Source organism: Micromonospora sp. DT46 (assembly GCF_049841735.1).
GTDB classification, from domain to species: Bacteria; Actinomycetota; Actinomycetes; order Mycobacteriales; family Micromonosporaceae; genus Micromonospora; species Micromonospora reichwaldensis.
On sequence record NZ_JBNCKW010000006.1, the window covers coordinates 84,415 to 101,301 of the forward strand.

The window sequence follows — 16,887 nt, forward strand, 5'->3', positions numbered from 1 at the left end:
CGGATCTCCCATGCGCCTCGCCCTGGTCCACGCCCGCTACCAGCTCCTGGAGACGGTCCGCATCCCGGTCGCCGTCGTCGGCAGCGCCTTCTTCCCGGCCGTCGCGATGCTCTTCTTCGTGGTGCCGTTCGCCGGGAAGGACCCGGTCGGCGCCACCTACGCCACCGCCGCCATGGTCACCTTCTCGGTGATGAGCGCGAACATCTTCCAGTACGGCGTCGGGGTCGCCGAGGACCGCGACCAGCCCTGGAACCCGTACACCCGGACCCTGCCGGCCGGGCCGGCGCCGCGCTTCGCCGGGCGGGTGCTGGCCGGGCTGGCACTCACCTACCTCTCCCTGGTGCCGGTGGTGGCGATCGGGGCGGCGCTCACCGAGGCGCGGGTCAGCGCACCGGCGTTCCTGCTGGCCCTGGCGATCGTCACGGTGATCTCGGTGCCGTTCACGCTGCTGGGTCTCGCCATCGGCTACTCGATGCCCAGCAAGGCGGCGATCGTGGTGGCGCAGGTCGTCTTCTTCCCGCTCGCCTTCGGGGGCGGGCTGCTCTCCGCACCGGACCAGGCGCCCGGCTTCGTCGAGGCCGTCGCGCCGTTCCTGCCGACCCGGGGCGCGGTGGAGCTGATGTGGGCGGCGGTCGGCGACTACCCGGTCAACCCGCTGTCGATGGTCATGCTCGGGGTCTGGGTGGTGCTGCTGGCGCTGCTGGCCGGGTGGGCGTACCGGCGCGACGAGGGTCGACGGTTCAGCTGACGTTTCGGCCGATCCGCCACGTGGCGCGGCGGGTCGGTGCCACGATTCCGGCAGGGGCGTGCCGGCGTGGCCGTCCCCCGCCGAGAGGGGGGTCGACGTGAGCATCGTCCCGCCGGGCACACCCTGCTGGGTCGACCTCGCCACCCCGGGCCTCGCCGAGGCGCGACGGTTCTACCCCGAGCTGTTCGGTTGGACCGGCCGGATCGACCCGGAGCCCGAGGCGGGCGGCTACACGGTCTTCCTGCTCGGCGGGCGGGCGGTGGCGGGCGCGGGTCCGCCGGCCATCCCCGACCAGGTGCCGATCTGGTCGACGTACCTGGCGACCGACGACGCGGACCTGGTGGCCGGCCGGGTCGAGCGGGCCGGCGGGCAGGTCGTGGTGCCCCCGTTCGAGGTCTTCGACCAGGGACGGATGGCGGTCTTCGCCGACCCCGCCGGGGCGTCGTTCAGCGTCTGGCAGCCGATGTCGATGCCCGGGGCCGAGGTCTTCGACGTCCCGGGGGCGCTGACCTGGACCGAACTGGTGACCCCCGATCCGGAGGGCGCGAAGGTCTTCTACGAGCTGGTCTTCGGCTGGCAACCGGACGACCAGCAGGCGGGCCCGGTCACGTACACCGGCTGGCGGCTCGGCACCCGGATCGTGGCCGGCATGGTGCCACCGCTCGGCGACGGATTTCCCGCGGACACGCCCGCGTACTGGTCGGTGTACTTCGCCGTGACCGACGCCGACGCGGCCGCCGCCCGCGCCGCCGAACTCGGCGGCACCATCCTCGTCCCGCCCCAGACCACCCCGGCGGGCCGCTACGCCGCCCTCCGCGACCCCCACGGCGCCCTCTTCAACATCCTCACCCGCCCCTGACCCCCGCCCCCACACCCCGTTGATCATGAAGTTGTTGCGGCGACACGCCGAGCGGAGCGGCAACAACTTCATGATCAACGGGAGGAGCTCGGTGGGCGGGGGCGGATGGGGACCACCAGGGGGCCTTGGGCGCCGGGGATAACGCGGACCGTGGCGCGGTACCAGGTGGCCAGGAGTTGCTCGGTGAGCACCTCGCGGGGGGTGCCGGCGGCGACCACCCGGCCGTCGGCCAGCAGCACCATGCGGTCGGCGTACTCGCCGGCGATGGAGAGGTCGTGCATGGTGGCGAGCACGGTCAGGCCGTGCTCGCGGCGCAGCCGGTCGACCAGCTCCAGCACCTCCTGCTGGTGGCCGATGTCCAGGGCGCTGGTCGGCTCGTCCAGCAGCAGCAGGGTCGCGCCCTGGGCCAGCGCCCGGGCCAGGAAGACCCGCTGCCGCTCGCCGCCGGAGAGGGTGGCCAGCTCCCGGTCGTGGAACCCGGCCAGGTCCAGCCCGTCGAGCACCTCGTGGGCGGCGGCCAGGTCGGCGGCCGACTCCCGGCCCAGCGTCGGGATGTAGGGGGTGCGTCCCAGCAGCACGTAGTCGAGCACCGTCATGCCGGCCGGCACGACCGGGGACTGGGCGACCGTGGCGACCACCCGGGCGCGGTCGCGGCGGCGCAGCGCCTCGCTCGGCGTACCGAAGAGGGAGACGGCGCCCGGCGCGGGCAGCAGGCCGCCGACGGCGCGCAGCAGGGTCGACTTCCCGGCGCCGTTCGGGCCGATCACGGTGACCCACTCGCCGGCGGCGACGGTCAGGTCGACGCCGGCCAGGACCGGCGTGCCGTCCAGGCGCACGTGCAGGTCGCGCACCTCGACGGCGGGCACGGCGGCCACGTCGGGGGCCCGCACGGCCCCACCGTCCGCCGGCCGCGCGGCCCGCCCGCGCCGCGCGCTCACCCGAGCATCCGGCGGGAGGTACGCAGCACCAGCACGAAGAACGGGCCGCCGAGCAGTGCGGTGACCACGCCGATCGGGATCTCCGACGGGGCGGCGGCGGTACGGGCCACCACGTCGGTCAGGGCCAGGAAGGCCCCGCCGAAGAGCAGCGAGAGCGGCAGAATCACCCGGTAGCTCGACCCGGCGAGCAGCCGGACGGTGTGCGGCACGATGATCCCGACGAAGCCGATCAGGCCGGACGCGGAGACGGCGGCGGCGGTGCCGAGCGAGGCGGCGGCGATGAGCAGGTAGCGGGACCGCTGCGGGTGCAGCCCGAGGCTCGTGGCCTCGTCGTCGCCGACGGAGAGCACGTCGAGCTCCCGCCGGTGCAGCAGCACCACGAACGCGGTGAGCAGGAAGTACGGCAGCACCAGCCGCACGTCGTGCCAGCCGGCGGTGGCGAGCCGCCCGAGCAGCCAGGAGTAGACCTGCTGGATGCTGTCGGAGTTGCGTTGCAGCAGGTAGGTCTGCCCGGCCGAGAGGAACGCGGAGACGGCCACGCCGGCGAGGATCAGCGTGGCGGTGGAGCGGCCGCGCCCGCCGGAGACGCCCAGCAGGTAGGTCATCGCCACCGCGCCGATCGAGCCGACGAACGCGGCCAGCGGGATGGTGAGCGGCAGCCCGGTCAGCGCGCCGCCCACCCCGGCGCCGAGGGTGATGACCGCCGTGACCGCGAGCCCGGCCCCGGCCGCCACCCCGAGCAGGTACGGGTCGGCCAGCGGGTTGCGGAACACGCCCTGGTAGCAGCCGCCGGCCAGGGCCAGCAGCCCGCCGACCAGCAGCCCGAGCACCACCCGGGGCAGCCGCAGCTCGGTGACGATGGCGATCTCGCGCTCGGAGAGCCCGCTGTCGAGGCGTACCCCCGGGATGAGGTTCAGCAGCTCGGCCGCGACGCTGCCCGGCGGCAGGCTGACCGGGCCGAGGGAGACCCCGGCGACCAGGGCGACGAGCACCGCGGCGACCCCGGCGACGAGCCAGCGGGGCCGCAGCCCGGCGGGCCGGGACGCGGGGAGCGTCCCGGCCCGCCGGGCGGGTGGCGCCTGCGCGGGCGAACCGGTCATCGACGGGTGCGGGTCACGCGGGGACCTTGGCGGTGGCGTCGACGATCACGCGGAGCAGGTCCACCACGCGGGGTCCCCAGCGGGAGGCGACGTCGTCGTCGAGGCCGACGACCTGGTTGTTCTTGACCGCCGTGACGCCCGACCAGCCGGCGCGCGCCTTGACCGTCTCCGCGCTCTGCTTGCAGCACTTGGTGGCGGCGAGGAAGACGAAGTCCGGGTCGGCCTTGACGATGACCTCCTGGGAGAGCTGCGGGTAGCCGCCCTGCTTGCCGTCGGCGTCGGACGCGTCGGCGATGTTCTCCAGGCCCACCATGGTGTAGAGCGAGCCGATGAAGGTCTTGCTGGTGGCCGTGTAGAGCTCCGGGCCCAGCTCGTGGTAGTAGGTGAGCTTCTCGGCGCGCTTCGGCAGGTCGGCGACCAGCTTGGTGATGTCGTCCTTCATCCGCTTGGTCACGTCGGCGGCCTCGTCCGCGTGGCCGGTGAGGGCGCCCAGCTCGGTGATCTGCCGGTAGCTGTCGTCGAGCGTGGTCGCGGCCGGGGTCTGGTAGACCGGGATCTTCAGCGCGGTGAGCTGATCGACGATCTTGTTGCGGTCGTCGGAGAGGACCACCAGGTCGGGGCTCTTGCCGGCGATCGCCTCGGCGTTCGGGGTGAAGCCCGAGAGGTCGCTCTTCGGCGCGTCGGCCGGGAAGTTCGACTGGTCGTCGACGGCGGTGACCTGCTTGCCGGCGCCGATGGCGAAGAGCATCTCGGTGGCCGACGGGGAGAGCGAGACGATCTTCTCGGGCCGCTTCTCCAGCGTCACCGTGCCCACGGTCACGGGGAAGGCGGCGCCGGCCGAGCTGGCGCCGGCGGCGGGGGTGTCGTCGGAGCTCTTCTCGGCGCAGGCGCCGAGGGCGAGCGCGGCCACCGCGAGGGTCGCGGCGAAGAGCCGGGGGGTACGTCTGAGCACGGGTCCTCCTGTCGGTCGAGGAGCGTGGTGCTTCGCCGACAGGGAGCGGTGGCGCCCGTCCGCGAGGCGCCCTTCCTCGAGAGCGCGTGTCGCGACCACGGACGCAGGCGACCTGGCTCGTCCCCGCCACGCCCGGGTGCGGCCGGTGGCGGGTCATCACAGTTGCGGGACAGCGCCGGTTTCGCACCGGCTTCGCTGCGCGTGGTCGGTAGAACCGTAGCGCACGCCCCGGACGTGCCTCGACGATCCAGGGCGCATCGGCGCTCATTGATCACCAACGGCGGCGACACGCCCTGGATCGACGTCTGCGGAACGGGGTGGTGGGGCCCCGCCGAGGGCGGAACGGGGCCCCACCGGGTCAGGAACTGGTGATGGTGACGTTGTCCACAGCCGCCTCGACCAGGCTCGCGCCCGAGGCGTCCGCCGCCTCGACGAGGATCCGCACCGACTGACCGGCGTACGGGGTGAGGTTGGCGTTGGCCACCGCCCAGGCGCCGTTGCGGTTGGTGGCCGCCCCGGACTGGGTGAACAGGGCCGTGGTGCCGCCGTTGTGCACCACGCTCACCCGGAGGTAGTCGGCCGACGAGGCGTTCGAGCCGTGGGCCAGGTACCAGGCGAGGGAGAGCGTCAGCGTGCCGCTCGACGGCAGGGTCACCGCCGGCGACCGGGCGCTGGTCACGCCGCCGTCGAGGTCGTAGTCACCGGCCGCCGTGCCGGCCAGCCGGCCGGTGACGAGGTCGTTGGCGCCGGCGTACGGGGCGAGCTGCTTCGCCCCGCTGGAGTTGGTCGCCTGGGCGGCGCCCCGCTCAAACGCCCCGGCGGTCGCGGTGTCGGTGCCGTTCGGGTTGATGGTCCAGCCGGTGGCCGTCTCGAAGGTGTCCGACCAGACCGTGGTGCCGCCGCCACCGCCGCAGTACTGGTCCTGCTTGCCGATGGCCCGGTACGGGCAGTCGGCGTACTCGCTGATCAGGAGAACCGCCTCCCGGTTGCGCGAGGTCTGGGCGGGGATCACCTCGTCGGGCGGGTAGAAGCCGCCACCGCCGGCCGAGCCGGGGTACATCTCGAAGGTGTACGCCCAGATGCCGTGCTGGCCCCACATCCAGTCGATGCTGTCCCCGTCGGTGATGTAGAGGTCGCTGGACTGCTGCGGGGTGTAGCCGTTGGTGTTGGCCATCTGCTGGCCCAGCGTGGCGAAGGTGTTGTACTGGTCCGTCGACATCCCGGGAGCGGTGTTGTTGTACGTGTAGCCGAACGGCCAGAGCACCAGCTCCGAGTACGTGTGGAAGTCGATGTTCGCCTTGATCTGCTGGGTGCCGCCGACGACCCGGCTGTTCACGAAGTTCCGCAGCGCCTGCGTCTCCGGCGCGGAGAACGCCGACGGGCCCCGGTAGGTCTCCGACGAGGTCGTACCGGACGAGCCGCCGCAGCAGCCCCACTGGTAGGACCAGTTCCGGTTCAGGTCGGTGCCGACGGCCGTCGAGCCGCTGTTCGGCTGCCGGTTCTTGCGCCAGGAGCGGTAGGAGCCGGTGGCGATGTCGTACTCGCTGCCGTCCGGGTTGACCGTCGGCACGATCCAGATCTCCCGGCTGTTCACGATGCTGGTGATCCGGGAGTCGCTGCCGTAGCTGTCGGTGAAGAGGTTGAGCAGGTAGACCGCCATCTCGACGGTCAGGTGCTCGCGGGCGTGCTGCTGGGAGTTGAACAGGATCTCCGGCTCGTTCTCGTCGGTGGCGACGTTGTCGGAGATCTTCACCGCCATCAGGTCCCGGCCCTCGTACGAGGAGCCGATGCTGATCTTCCGGGCGATCGAGGGGTGGTCCGCGACCACCTTGTTCACCAGGGCGGTCAGCTCGGCGTAGTCGTGGAAGTTGGAGTCGGCGGGCGGGAAGGCGGCCGTGCCGACGTCCCCCTCGGCGTGGTCGTGCCCGTCGGCCGACGGGGCGGGGACCGCCTCCAGCCGGAAGCCGAGCCGGGTGATGGCCGCCGCCTCGGCGGGCGTGGCCGAGACGTTCAGCACGCCGTGCTCGACGAAGTCGATGGCGGCGCCGGTGCCGGCGACGGCGGTGCGGTCGTCGACCGTACGCGGGCCGAGCACCCGGTACGACGCCGCCGCGGAGTCGGCCCGGTCCGGGGCCGGCCGGGCTGTGGCCGGCGCGGCGGCGACCGTGAGCAGGGCGAACCCGGCTGCTACGGCGACCGCCAGGCGACGGCGGAGAGTGGTGTTGCGGAAGGCCATGGACAACCTCCTCGGGGGGCGGGAGGAGATCCCGCTCGGTGGAGGACACTTCACCACCGCTCACATGGTCATATCAACATCCATCGTTGCCCACTTTGCATGTCATCCTGATCCTCACATCGGCAATGATTTTCCAACTGTCGACCTCTGGCGAAAGTTCCTTCCGAGCGGGACACTGACCCGCAACGATCGTCCGTCCCTGCGGAGGACCCATGGCCAGAACACGCCTGCGTACGGCCGCCCTCGCGGCCGCCACCGCACTCTCCCTTCTCGGCACCGCGGCACCCGCCGTCGCTGCCGCACCCGTCGCGGCCCCGTCGACCAAACGACCGGTGGTCCACGACGAACAGATCACCTTCCAGGACTGGTCCCGCTACCCCGACTGGCGTCGCGGCACCCACGCCGGCACCAAGGCCGTCCCCGGCCTCCGGCCGGGCGTGACGCTGGCCCGGCCGCTCGGCACCACCGACTACACCGACCCGCACACCGGCGTCACCAAGAGCTGGGAGTACGCGACCTGGACCTCCCCGGTCACCCAGGTCGGGTTCGACGCCACCGAGCTGATCGCCTCGTGGAACGCGAAGACCCCGGCCGGCACCTGGATCCAGGTGGAGATGCAGGGCACGTACAACACCGGCGTCCAGACCAAGTGGTACGTGATGGGCCGGTGGGCCTCCGGTGACGCCGACATCAAGCGCACCAGCGTCAACCGGCAGGGCGACCCCTGGTCGACCATCTGGACCGACACCTTCAGCATCGACGACGCCTCCGTCGGGGTGCTGCTGCGGGGGTACCAGCTGCGGCTGACCCTCTACCGGGCGCCGGGCCAGCAGGCCGCGCCGGTGGTCCACACCCTGGGGGCGATGAGCTCGAACGTCCCCGACCGGTTCACCGTCGAGCCGAGCAAGGGCGGCATCGCCTGGGGCAAGGAACTCCGCGTCCCCCGCTACTCGCAGAACGTCCACGCCGGCCACTACCCCGAGTACGACGGCGGCGGCCAGGCCTGGTGCTCCCCCACGTCCACCACGATGGTGATCGAGTACTGGGGCCGCAAGGCGTCCGAGGAGGAGACCTCCTGGGTCGACCCGACCTACCCGGACCCGACGGTCAACCACGCCGCCCGGATGGTCTACGACTACCAGTACGACGGCGCCGGCAACTGGCCCTTCAACACCGCGTACGCCGCCAGCTTCCCCGGCCTGGAGGGACGGGTCACCCGGCTGCACTCGCTGGACGAGGTGGAGCGCTTCATCGCCGCCGGTATCCCGGTCGTGACCAGCCAGTCCTTCCTCGCCAGCGAGCTGGACGGGGCGAACTACGGCACCTCGGGACACCTGTTCGTCATCGTCGGCTTCACCGCCGAGGGCGACGTGATCGTCAACGACCCGGCCTCGTCGAGCAACGACGTGGTGCGCAACGTCTACAAGCGTGAGCAGTTCGAGCAGATCTGGCTGCGGACCAAGCGGATCAACGCCAGCGGCGGGGTGTCCGGCGGCCCCGGCGGCGTCGTCTACCTGATCAAGCCCACGACGAAGCCGTGGCCGAAGGTGGCCGGCTCCACCAACTGGTGACCTGACACCGACCCAATCGAGGGGTCCGCGTCGCCCGGCTCAGGCCGGCGACCGGGCCCCTCGGCCGTTCCGGACGAGTCCCGTCCTTCGAGAGATGCTGGCCGGATGTCTACGGGTTGGCCGACTTGCGACGTTGATAGGGCGTGACGTTCGAGGAGTACGCGTTCGCCCGCACTTCGGCGCTGGTGCGGCTCGCCCGGTTGCTGACCGGTGACGAGCATCGGGCCGAGGACCTGGTTCAGGATGTCCTCGCCAGGGCGTACGCCCGCTGGGCGCGCATCTCCCGGACGGATCGGCCCGATGCGTACGTCCGACGGATGCTCGTCAACGCCCACCACTCGTGGTGGCGCCGGCGCAGCAGCCAGGAGATCTCCGTCGCCGACGTGCACGATCGGCCGGGCGCCACGGACGAGGCCGCCGGTGTCGCCGAACGCGACGCGCTGTGGCGGCTCGTCCGCACCCTGCCGGCGCGTCAACGCACCGTGATCGTCCTGCGCTACTACGAGGATCTCGACGACGCGTCGATCGCCGAGATCATGGACTGCTCCACCGGCACAGTCCGTACCCACGCGAAGCGGGCCCTGACGGCACTCCGCGAGCGGCAGGAAGCAACCGCATCCGCCTCCGCCCGGACAGGAGGAGAGTTCTGATGTCCAGCAACCTCGATCAGCAGCTCGCCACGACGCTCAAGCACCACGCGGGCGGCGACATCGACCCTGCGCCGATCGTGGCACACGCCCGGCGTCGCGGCCACCGCCTCCGACTGCGCCGCCGCTGGTTGACCGCCGGGGGGACGGCAGCGGCGTGCGTCGTCCTGGCCGCGGCGGTCATGGTGATTCCGTCCGGTCGGGCACCCGATGGCGGGACCATGTCGGCCACGGCACTCGTGCTGCCGGACGCACCGGGCCAGCCCGGCGCCATCGCACGGCCCGAGGTCGTGGGGGCCGATCCCGGCGTGGTGCACTTCACGACCGACAGCCTGGTCAGCGGCGCCTCGTCCGCGACCTGGAGCGCCGGCCGTGGGGTCGAGAGCGTCGAGTTCCGGGGCCCGACCGGGCAGGCCCGGTTCGCGTTGGCGCGCAGCGTCGCGACGCTCGACGGGCTACAGCAGACGCTGTCGTCGGCGGGGCGACCGCAGCCGCCGACCGATGTGCGAGTCGGAGGCCGCCCGGGGGTCGCTTGGCTCGATACGAAGCTGTGGTTCGTCCGTTGGCAACCCGTTGACGGGCTCTGGGCTCAGCTCGACATCTACGCGACCGGCCGCGACGAGGCGACGGACGCGGCGAGTCGCGTCCGGTTCGACGGCGCCCACCGCTGCGTGGTGCCGTTCCGCCTGCGGTCACTGCCGCCGGGTGGGCGGCTGCTCGGATGCTCGGTCACGCTTTCCCGGTCGGAGCACGGCTCCTTCGATGAGGCCTCGCTGACGGTAGGGGACGATTCCGGGCGCTGGCTGACGGTTCGGGCGCAACCCGTGCCGGGGCGCGACGCCAGGGAAGCCGACCTCGTCGCAGGGCCCTACCGGGCTCGCCGGCAGGGCAGCGACGTGCTGGAGATGTTCGTCGAGCCGTGCGTCGTCGAGGCGTTCCTCAAGGGTTGGGGGAACGGCTACACCGAGCCGGAAGGCCTGACGATTCTTAGCGGGTACCAGCCGGTCCGCGACCTCGACCATCCCGACACCTGGTGACACCGCCCCCGGCGTCGATGGAGGCGTTGGAGGATCCAACCGTTCGCTCATCTGCGAGGGGCATGCGGGAGTCGGACAGGACACCGGCAGAGTCGTCGGCGGACTACACTCGGCGACCCATCGAGGGAGGCGAATGTGGCTGACTGCTCGAAGTGTGGCCGGTCAAAGAACTACTCAGGCGAATGCATGTACTGCTGGGGGCGGGAGGCAGGAGATGACATAAACGCAGGGGAACCCATTCGCCTGCCGAACTCCGACTCGAGGCGCGACATACATACCGGGCAGACCTACCACCCGAAGAGTTCCGGTTGCCTCGTGCTCGCCGTACTCACACTGTCGCTGTCCGGGCTGATCCCCGGCGCCCTGCTGATGTGGCGTCTGGCAATCTGACCGAGGCGATGCCCGGCACCTGCCCGACAGCAACTGCGTTCGCAGACGCGGGGTACCACCGCAAATCGCTGAGATCACCTCACTCGACCCGGATGAGCGCGAGGTTGTCAGCGTGGTGGTGCGGTGGGCAGCAGCGTGCCTCGTCCGAATAGGCTTCGGCGGTGGATCAGGTACGACGCGCTGTCGTTTTCGCCGATCATGCCCAGTTTTACATCCAGGATGTCGATGGGCAGGTCGCGGCCGAGGAAGACGAGGACTACGACTGGCCGGAGGCGTGGTCGGACGAGGCCGTCGAGGTATGGCGCATCGGCCTGGACGGCCCATGTTCGATCGCGATCGGCACGGCCCGCAGCGACCACGTCGAGACGGCTCTGCAGGTGCACCATTCCTGCCCGCCGTTGCTGGCTGATGCCGAGCACGTCGTGGAGGCGGATCTCACCGTGCCGAGTGGCGTCGTACACGTCTTCGGATGCATGGAGCTTCCTGGGCCGCAGCACCGTGTCGAGATCCCGGTTGGGCAGTACCGGATCCGAGTCTCGCACCTGCCGTCGGGCCCGCCGGCAACGCCGACACTGGCGTATTCGATCGAACCAGGTCCGCACTTCGACTACCACCTGGACCTGTGGCCGTGCGCTGAAGCGACCGACGTCGCAGTCATCCGGCGCGGAAGACCTGCGTAACTGGCGCGGATCTTCGCGTACGCCCGGTTCACGGCCTTCTGCCGGCGTGAAAGCTTCGGCCGATAACGGCGCCGTCTGAACGGGGTCCGCACGCCGCCGCGGGGGGCTGGTCTCAGCGAGCGGCGGTGAACGCCTGGGCGACGGTGGCCACGGCGACGTGCGGGCTCGTCGACGTCGAGCGCTAGCTGGCGGGCGTCTCCCGGTCCTCGTCCTCGCCGGCGAGGGCGGAGCGGAGCCGCTCCTTCTCGGCGCGACGACGCTCGGCGGCGGTGGCCATCTCCTCGGCCATCTCGTCCCGCCAGCCCTTCAGCAGGAAGAACGACAGGGCGGCCGAGAAGGCCAGCGCCACCATCAGCTTGATGAAGATGTTCATCTCGACCAGCCAGAGGGCCGCCAGCACGGCGACGAACAGGCCGAGCCGGCCCAGCGTGTACTTGACCGCCGCGCTCACGTTCCGCACTCCGTTCTCCGCCGCCGGGGTTCCGGCGGCAGGTTCAGCCCGTCCGGCGGGCCAGCCAGTGGACGCCGTGGAACCAGACCACCGCGTACCCGAGGGTGAAGGTCGCCGCCCCCAGCCCACCGGAGAGCAGCGGCGGGAGACCGGCGGCGAGGCCGGCCACCACCAGCCCGGCGACCACGCCCACGGCGGCGGCCGCCAGCGCCGACACCACCCGGGCCGCGCCGAACTCCCAGGCGCGGAAGTCGTCCCAGAACAGCCAGGCCGGCAGGATGATCGCCAGCCAGCCGTTCGACCGCCCGAATTCGCCGCTGCCGATGAGCGCGAACGCCCAGTCGAACAGCACCACCGCCAGCACGCCGATGACCAGGCCGGCCAGGCTCACCCCGAGCAGGTCGCCCAGGGTGAGGATGCGCCCCTCGGCGTCCCGCCGGGGGAATCCGCTCCGCTGCTCGGTCATGGTCTGGAAGGGTACGTGCCGGCTCAGGCCCAGACCTGCTGCGGCTCGGCGCGGCGCTCGGCCAGGGACGCGGGGGCGTCGTACTCGCGGACCACCTCGTAGCGGGTGTTCCGCTCGACGGGGCGGAAGCCGGCGTCCCAGATCAGGTGCAGCAGGTCGTCCCGGTGCATCGTGTTCGGGGTGCCGTACGAGTCGGCGTCGTGGGTGATCTTGTATTCGACGACCGAGCCGTCCAGGTCGTCGACGCCGAAGTTGAGCGAGAGTTGGGCGACCGACAGCCCATGCATGACCCAGAAGCACTTCACGTGCGGGACGTTGTCGAAGAGCAGCCGGGAGACCGCGAAGGTCTTCAGCGACTCGGCCGGCGACGCCATCGTCGTCCGGGCCTGGATCCGGTTACGGATCTTGCCGTCCGCCGAGTCGACGAAGTCGTGCTGGTAGCGCAGCGGGATGAAGACCGCGAAGCCGCCGGTCTCGTCCTGGAGCTCGCGCAGCCGCAGCACGTGGTCCACCCGGTGCCGGGGCTCCTCGATGTGACCGTAGAGCATCGTCGCCGGGGTCTTCATGCCCTTGCTGTGCGCCAGGGCGTGGATCCGCGACCAGTCCTCCCAGTGGCAGGCGTGGTCGACGATGTGCTGGCGGACCTCCCAGTCGAAGATCTCCGCGCCGCCGCCGGTCAGCGACTCCAGGCCGGCGTCCATCAGCTCGTCGAGGATCTCGTCGGCGCTCAGCCCGCTGATCTTCTCGAACCACTGCACCTCGGTCGCGGTGAAGCACTTGAGCTTCACGTTCGGCAGCGCCGCCTTCAGCTCGCGCAGCACCTTCGGGTAGTAGCGCCAGGGCAGGGTCGGGTGCAGGCCGTTGACGATGTGCAGCTCGGTGAGCTGCTCGTCCTCCATCTCCTTGGCCTTGCGGACCGCCTCGTCGATGCGCATCGTGTAGGCGTCCTTCTCGCCCGGCTTGCGCTGGAACGAGCAGTACGCGCACGAGGCGGAGCAGACGTTGGTCAGGTTGAGGTGCCGGTTGACGTTGAACATCACCCGGTCGCCGTTGAGCTCGGTGCGCCGGTGGTGCGCCAGCCGGCCGAGCCACGCGAGGTCGTCGCTGTCGTAGAGGGCGATCCCGTCCTCACGGGTCAGCCGCTCGCCGGCGTACACCTTCGCTTCGAGCTCACGCTTGAGTCCGGCGTCCATCGAAAGCCACGTCCCTTCCACCTGCGGTAGGAATCGAGCGTACGTCGGCCCGCCGACGCCGCCGCAGCATGGTCGGCCCCCGTGCGCCGGTTCACCGAACTCTCAGGCTCCTGTTACCTGCCGACGCATCGACATCGTTGCCTGGGTGCGGTAAGACAGGGTGGGACGTTCGCCACACACTGGTAGCGTCCCGACGGCCGCGCCCACCCGGCGCGGCGACGCAGGCCGGACGGGGAGCGGAATGGGCGACAGCAGGCACGGGCGACGGCAGCGACGGCGGAGTCCGGTGATCTCGCCGGTCCTGCGCCCGGCGCTCTGGTCCGCCCTGCTCGGCGCCGTCGCCGCCACGGTCCTCGCCAACCCGGTCCAGGCCGACCCGTCGCTGCCCACCAGCGTCCCCGACACCGGGTCCCGGCCGTCCTACAGCGGCCAGCTCCAGCTCCCCGGCGGCACGCCGGTCCCGGGGTTGCCGGGCACGGTCCCGGGGTTGCCGGGCACGGTCCCCGGGCTGCCGGGCACGGTCCCCGGCGTGCCGGCCGGCAACGTCGGCAGCGGCCCGCTCGCCGCCCAGATCTACGCCGCCGAGGCCCAGGTCGGGCAGCTCCGTGACCAGCTGCTCCTGCTCCAGCAGAAGCGCACCGAGGCCGAGACGCAGCGTGCCACCGCCGAGCGCAACCTCGCCCTCGCCCGGGACGCGGTGGCGCGCGCCCAGGAGGGCGCCGACGCCGCCGCCGCGGGCGCCTTCAAGGCCGCCGCCGCCCTCCCGCCGGGCGAGTTCGCCAACGACCTGCACGAACTGAGCCGGCTCTCCCGGATCATCCGGGGCGAGAAGGCCGAGGGCGGCACCACCGCCGCCCAGGGCGAGGTGTCCCGGGCCCGCACCGGCGAGCAGGCCGCCAGCCAGGCGATGGTCTCGGCCGACTCCCGCCTCACGGGCGCCAGGACGGAATACTCCGCCGGCGAGAAGGCCCTGCGCGCGGCCGAGAAGAAGCTGGACAAGCTGAAGCGGGACAACGCCGCCCAGCTCGTCGAGATCGAACGCCAGCAGGAGGCCGCCGAGCAGCGCCTCGGCGCCGGCTACCTCGGCAACGAGACCGCCAACGGACTGGCCGCCCACCCGACGGCGCTGAAGGCCCTGGCGTACGCCAAGGCGCAGCTCGGCGACCCCTACCTGTGGGCCGCCGAGGGGCCGGACCGGTTCGACTGCTCCGGCCTCATCTACGCCGCCTACCGGTCGGCGGGCTACTACGGGCTGCCCCGGGTCTCCCGGGACCAGTACTACGCCACCCGGTCCCGCACCGTGTCCCGCACCGCGCTGCTCCCCGGTGACCTGCTCTTCTTCGCCTCCGGCACCAGCTGGACGACGATCCACCACATGGGCATGTACGTCGGCGGCGGCAAGATGATCCACGCGCCGACCACCGGCGACGTGGTGAAGATCTCCACCGTGCGCTGGTCGCGCCTCTACGCCGCCACCCGCGTCATCGGGGCGGTGCCCGCACCGGTCAGCACCCCATCGCCGACGCCGACGCCGAGCAAGCCGCCCGCGACGAAGCCGCCGACCAGCCCGAAGCCGACCTCGCCGACCTCGCCGTCGCCGAGCCCGTCGACGTCACCGTCGACCTCGCCGTCCCCGACGCCGACCGGCACCCCCTCGCCCACGCCCACGCCCGACACGTCGACCTCGCCGTCGCCGTCCCCGAGCAGCTCGGACGCCTCGTCGCCGAGCCCCTCGGGGGGCAGTGTGGCGCCGACCACGGCGCAGAGCAGTTCCGATCCGGAGGCCAGCACCTCGGCCAGCACGTCGGCCACCGCCTCGGCGAGCTCCGGCAGCTGACCACGGTCCCCGGGCCGACCGACGGGATCGGCCCGACATCGCCCCCGGAACACGCTCCGGCTGTGCCGTCGGGCCGGAATGTGGCACGGTGACAGACAGGCACGCCCGGTCCGATGTCGCGGATCCGGGCGCGAGCGTGCGCGGAGGGCGAGCATGGCCGAGCAAGAGGTTCCGGCGGAGCCGGTCGACCACGGATCCGCGCCCGACCGGAGCGGTGCCGGGGCACCGCATCCCCTGACGTCCGTCGGCGCACCGACGCCGGCCACAGCCGACGGCGCGGCGGGGCCGTCCGGGTCGTCGACCGAGCCGCCCTCCGACGACGTACGCCGACAGCCCGACGCGCCGGCCCGGGGCCGGGTGTCCGTGGCCACCGCCGCCGCGCCCGGCGGGAGCGAGGCGGTGCCGCCGACCGGCCCGAGCGCCGGCACCACCTACCGGGCCGCCGGGACGGGTGCCCCGGCGGCCACCCCGGTCCCCGGTCAGCGGGGCACGGCGGGGGCGCGGGCCAGCGCCGCCGTACCGGGCATGCGGCGGATCTCGGCGGACGAGGCCGGGGCCATCCGTTCCCGGACGGGCGAGGCCCGGATCTACCGGGCGGCGCCGGTCAACCCGGAGCCGCCGGAGCCCGCCCAGCCGCCGGAGCCAGCGCAGCCGCCGACCCCGCCCGTCCCGGAGCCCGAGCCGGCGCCGGCCCCCACTCCGCCGGTACCTGGTCCGAACCCGCCGTCGCCGGCCCCTCCCGTCCCGGCCCCGACGCCGCCGGTCCCCGGTCCCTACCCGCCCGGCCCGGTGCCCCCGGGACCGGGGCCCAGGCCGCCGGCACCGGTACCGCCCGTGCCGGCTCCGCCCACGCCGCCACCCGGGCCGCCGCCCCCGCCCGGCCCGACGCCGGCGCCACCGTTCCCGCCGCCGCCCCTCACGGCCGCCGCGAGCGCCGGACCGGCACCGGGCCCCGTCGCGGGCGCGCCGCCGTTCTCCGCGCCGCCGGTGGTCACGCCGTCGTTCTCCGCATCTCCGGCATCCGCGCCGCCGTTCTCCGCGCCCCCGGCGGTAGCGCCGTCGTTCTCCGCACCGCCGGCATCCGCGCCGCCGTTCTCCGCGCCCCCGGCGGTAGCGCCCTCGTTCTCCGCACCGCCGGCATCCGCGCCGCCGTTCTCCGCACCTCCGGCGGTCGCGCCGCCGTTCTCCGCACCTCCGGTGTCCGGGCCGCCGGTGGTGCCCGCTCCCGCACTGCCGGGCTGGCCGCCGCCCACCAACCCGGGTGACCGCCGGCCCGGTGGTGCCGAGCCGGCCGCCGCGCCCCGGGAGGCACGCCGGCTGAGCGGTCGCGTCGACGGCGGCGGCTCGGCCACGCGCGTCGGGCAGGCCGGGGGCGCCCCCGCGGGCCGCTACGACGGCGGACCCGACCTGGGCACCATCTACGGCGCGGGCGCCGGAGCCGGCACCGAGGGCCCGGGCTTCAGCACCGTGTCGTTCCCGAACAACCCGGTGGAGAACTCCGGCTCGTTGACCGGGCACATCCTGGCCCAGGGCTGGACGGAGACCCCCACCGAGCAGCGCTCCAGCACCGCCAAGGTGGTGGTCGTCCTGGCCGCCTCGCTGGGCCTGCTCGTGGCGATCAGCGTGCTGGTCGTGCTGCTCGCCAACGACACGGTGGGTGGGCTGGTGGGCGGCGTCCTGAACAAGTGAGCCGCGTACGACGTCGATGGTGAGCCCGCCCACTACCCGTCCGTGGTCGGGTGGCGGGTTCGCCCTGTCGCCGTACACTGGTGGGGATCACTG

General features: G+C 72.6%; 15 protein-coding genes, 1 pseudogene and 1 riboswitch. Of the genes and pseudogenes, 8 read left to right on the forward strand and 8 right to left on the reverse strand.

Annotated features, from left to right (window positions below; translation table 11 throughout):
* Window positions 1–10 precede the first annotated feature (10 nt).
* Both ACLQ20_RS17465 and ACLQ20_RS17470 read left to right on the forward strand, forming a co-directional pair.
* Window positions 11–748 (forward strand): ABC transporter permease, encoded by a 738-nt coding sequence (locus ACLQ20_RS17465; RefSeq protein WP_132232160.1) that lies wholly within the window; start codon window positions 11–13, stop codon window positions 746–748.
* A 97-nt stretch (window positions 749–845) separates the two neighbouring features.
* Complete coding sequence (locus ACLQ20_RS17470) at window positions 846–1,607, forward strand: VOC family protein (RefSeq protein WP_327030259.1); 762 nt, start codon at window positions 846–848, stop codon at window positions 1,605–1,607.
* 74 nt (window positions 1,608–1,681) lie between these two features.
* Here ACLQ20_RS17470 and ACLQ20_RS17475 read toward each other — a convergent pair whose 3' ends face one another.
* The 4 genes from ACLQ20_RS17475 to ACLQ20_RS17490 all read right to left on the reverse strand — a co-directional run bounded on the left by ACLQ20_RS17475 (window position 1,682) and on the right by ACLQ20_RS17490 (window position 6,833).
* Window positions 1,682–2,497, reverse strand: a complete 816-nt coding sequence (locus ACLQ20_RS17475; RefSeq protein ID WP_425856556.1) for an ABC transporter ATP-binding protein — start codon at window positions 2,495–2,497, stop codon at window positions 1,682–1,684.
* Window positions 2,498–2,541: 44 nt separating this feature from the next.
* The gene (locus ACLQ20_RS17480; RefSeq protein WP_425856557.1) at window positions 2,542–3,645 is read right to left on the reverse strand and encodes a FecCD family ABC transporter permease; all 1,104 of its coding nucleotides are present in this window, start codon (window positions 3,643–3,645) and stop codon (window positions 2,542–2,544) included.
* A gap of 13 nt (window positions 3,646–3,658) precedes the next feature.
* Window positions 3,659–4,597, reverse strand: a complete 939-nt coding sequence (locus ACLQ20_RS17485) for an ABC transporter substrate-binding protein (RefSeq protein WP_425856559.1) — start codon at window positions 4,595–4,597, stop codon at window positions 3,659–3,661.
* A 111-nt stretch (window positions 4,598–4,708) separates the two neighbouring features.
* A riboswitch (cobalamin riboswitch) is annotated at window positions 4,709–4,788 on the reverse strand.
* 167 nt (window positions 4,789–4,955) lie between these two features.
* Window positions 4,956–6,833: a M14 family zinc carboxypeptidase gene (locus tag ACLQ20_RS17490; protein WP_425856562.1), complete on the reverse strand. Its 1,878-nt coding sequence runs from the start codon at window positions 6,831–6,833 to the stop codon at window positions 4,956–4,958.
* A gap of 212 nt (window positions 6,834–7,045) precedes the next feature.
* Between ACLQ20_RS17490 and ACLQ20_RS17495 the strand changes: the two genes are divergently transcribed.
* From ACLQ20_RS17495 to ACLQ20_RS17510, 4 genes are all read left to right on the forward strand, one after another.
* On the forward strand, window positions 7,046–8,404 hold the full coding sequence (locus tag ACLQ20_RS17495) for a C39 family peptidase (RefSeq protein WP_327030254.1): 1,359 nt from the start codon (window positions 7,046–7,048) through the stop codon (window positions 8,402–8,404).
* Window positions 8,405–8,547: 143 nt separating this feature from the next.
* Window positions 8,548–9,054 (forward strand): SigE family RNA polymerase sigma factor, encoded by a 507-nt coding sequence (locus ACLQ20_RS17500; RefSeq protein WP_327030253.1) that lies wholly within the window; start codon window positions 8,548–8,550, stop codon window positions 9,052–9,054.
* Window positions 9,054–10,088, forward strand: coding sequence for a hypothetical protein (locus tag ACLQ20_RS17505; RefSeq protein ID WP_425856566.1), 1,035 nt, complete (start codon window positions 9,054–9,056; stop codon window positions 10,086–10,088). The genes ACLQ20_RS17500 and ACLQ20_RS17505 overlap by 1 nt, the downstream gene beginning before the upstream one ends.
* 551 nt (window positions 10,089–10,639) lie before the next feature.
* Window positions 10,640–11,158: a hypothetical protein gene (locus ACLQ20_RS17510; RefSeq protein WP_425856569.1), complete on the forward strand. Its 519-nt coding sequence runs from the start codon at window positions 10,640–10,642 to the stop codon at window positions 11,156–11,158.
* A gap of 2 nt (window positions 11,159–11,160) precedes the next feature.
* Here the strand turns inward: ACLQ20_RS17510 and ACLQ20_RS17515 are convergent.
* The 4 genes and pseudogenes from ACLQ20_RS17515 to mqnE all read right to left on the reverse strand — a co-directional run.
* Window positions 11,161–11,256 (reverse strand): annotated as a pseudogene (locus ACLQ20_RS17515) (IS5/IS1182 family transposase); the annotation flags it as partial.
* 83 nt (window positions 11,257–11,339) lie between these two features.
* Complete coding sequence (locus tag ACLQ20_RS17520) at window positions 11,340–11,609, reverse strand: DUF4229 domain-containing protein (RefSeq protein ID WP_425856572.1); 270 nt, start codon at window positions 11,607–11,609, stop codon at window positions 11,340–11,342.
* A gap of 43 nt (window positions 11,610–11,652) precedes the next feature.
* Window positions 11,653–12,075 carry a hypothetical protein gene (locus ACLQ20_RS17525; RefSeq protein ID WP_121397114.1) on the reverse strand — a complete coding sequence of 141 codons (423 nt, stop codon included), beginning with the start codon at window positions 12,073–12,075 and terminating at the stop codon, window positions 11,653–11,655.
* Window positions 12,076–12,098: 23 nt separating this feature from the next.
* Complete coding sequence (gene mqnE / locus ACLQ20_RS17530; RefSeq protein ID WP_132232180.1) at window positions 12,099–13,268, reverse strand: aminofutalosine synthase MqnE; 1,170 nt, start codon at window positions 13,266–13,268, stop codon at window positions 12,099–12,101.
* 241 nt (window positions 13,269–13,509) lie between these two features.
* On the opposite strand from mqnE, the gene ACLQ20_RS17535 reads away from it, so the two are divergent.
* Complete coding sequence (locus ACLQ20_RS17535; RefSeq protein ID WP_425856575.1) at window positions 13,510–15,105, forward strand: C40 family peptidase; 1,596 nt, start codon at window positions 13,510–13,512, stop codon at window positions 15,103–15,105.
* Window positions 15,106–16,302: 1,197 nt separating this feature from the next.
* Window positions 16,303–16,794, forward strand: a complete 492-nt coding sequence (locus ACLQ20_RS17540) for a hypothetical protein (RefSeq protein WP_425856577.1) — start codon at window positions 16,303–16,305, stop codon at window positions 16,792–16,794.
* Window positions 16,795–16,887: the final 93 nt, after the last annotated feature.

What these genes read in the sequence shown, in the direction of transcription:
- ACLQ20_RS17465 (WP_132232160.1), top strand. Translation starts at nt 11, where the DNA reads ATGCGCCTCGCCCTGGTCCACGCCCGCTACCAGCTCCTGGAGACGGTC.
- ACLQ20_RS17480 (WP_425856557.1), bottom strand. Translation starts at nt 3,645, where the DNA reads ATGACCGGTTCGCCCGCGCAGGCGCCACCCGCCCGGCGGGCCGGGACG.
- ACLQ20_RS17490 (WP_425856562.1), bottom strand. Translation starts at nt 6,833, where the DNA reads ATGGCCTTCCGCAACACCACTCTCCGCCGTCGCCTGGCGGTCGCCGTA.
- ACLQ20_RS17495 (WP_327030254.1), top strand. Translation starts at nt 7,046, where the DNA reads ATGGCCAGAACACGCCTGCGTACGGCCGCCCTCGCGGCCGCCACCGCA.
- ACLQ20_RS17505 (WP_425856566.1), top strand. Translation starts at nt 9,054, where the DNA reads ATGTCCAGCAACCTCGATCAGCAGCTCGCCACGACGCTCAAGCACCAC.
- ACLQ20_RS17525 (WP_121397114.1), bottom strand. Translation starts at nt 12,075, where the DNA reads ATGACCGAGCAGCGGAGCGGATTCCCCCGGCGGGACGCCGAGGGGCGC.
- mqnE (WP_132232180.1), bottom strand. Translation starts at nt 13,268, where the DNA reads ATGGACGCCGGACTCAAGCGTGAGCTCGAAGCGAAGGTGTACGCCGGC.
- ACLQ20_RS17535 (WP_425856575.1), top strand. Translation starts at nt 13,510, where the DNA reads ATGGGCGACAGCAGGCACGGGCGACGGCAGCGACGGCGGAGTCCGGTG.